This is a genomic window from Ligilactobacillus agilis DSM 20509 (genome assembly GCF_001436215.1).
GTDB classification, from domain to species: Bacteria; Bacillota; Bacilli; order Lactobacillales; family Lactobacillaceae; genus Ligilactobacillus; species Ligilactobacillus agilis.
This window is the reverse complement of sequence record NZ_AYYP01000027.1, coordinates 1-657: the sequence shown is the minus strand read 5'-3', so window position 1 is coordinate 657 and position 657 is coordinate 1. Positions and strand designations below refer to the sequence as shown.

The following is a 657-nucleotide window of genomic DNA, read 5'->3' as shown; positions in this document are numbered from 1 at the left end:
AAAAAAGAAATTCAACCAGAAAAACTACCTTTGAAGAACGCCTAGAAATCATTGAATTCTTGATTAAACATGATATTAATTACTATAGAACAGCCGAAAAATATGATGTGAGTTATGCACAAGTATATAACTGGTATAAAAAATATACTAAGAGTAATAATGATCCAGAATCACTTCGTGATAACCGTGGTAAAAGAAAATCTATAGCAACAATGAATGATCTTGAACGCTTACAAGTTGAAAATCGACTACTTAAAGCACAATTAGAACAACAAAAAATGGAGATTGCCTTCGCAAAAAAATTAGTAGAAATACGCAATCGAGGGGTGAAAAAGAATTAAAGTACATAGCGATTAAAGAATTACATCAAGAATATCACTGGTCGATTAGTAAGCTTAGTAAGATTGCCAAAGTGACAAGAGATGCGTATTATAAATGGTTTAAACGATGTAATAGTACGTATCGAAAACAACAAGACCAACTCTACTCTGCCATTTTAGAATTGGAGAAAGAACATAATTTTACTTTAGGTTATTTAAGTATGACCACTCAGTTGAAAGCAGAAGGGAAATTAGATTTTACGGTTGGTTTAAAACGTGTAAGATCTTGTATGCGTAATAATAATATTCGTGTAAATATCAGAAAGAAAAAGAGAAA

At 30.7% G+C, this 657-nt stretch carries 2 protein-coding genes; both read left to right on the top strand.

Features of this window, described 5'->3' with window-relative positions:
• A partial coding sequence (locus tag FC14_RS04165) for a helix-turn-helix domain-containing protein (protein ID WP_156655734.1) occupies positions 1-341 on the top strand: 341 nt, incomplete at its 5' end.
• Between the two features lie 71 nt (positions 342-412).
• On the top strand, positions 413-657 hold a 245-nt coding region (locus FC14_RS04160), incomplete at its 3' end, for a helix-turn-helix domain-containing protein (RefSeq protein ID WP_156655733.1).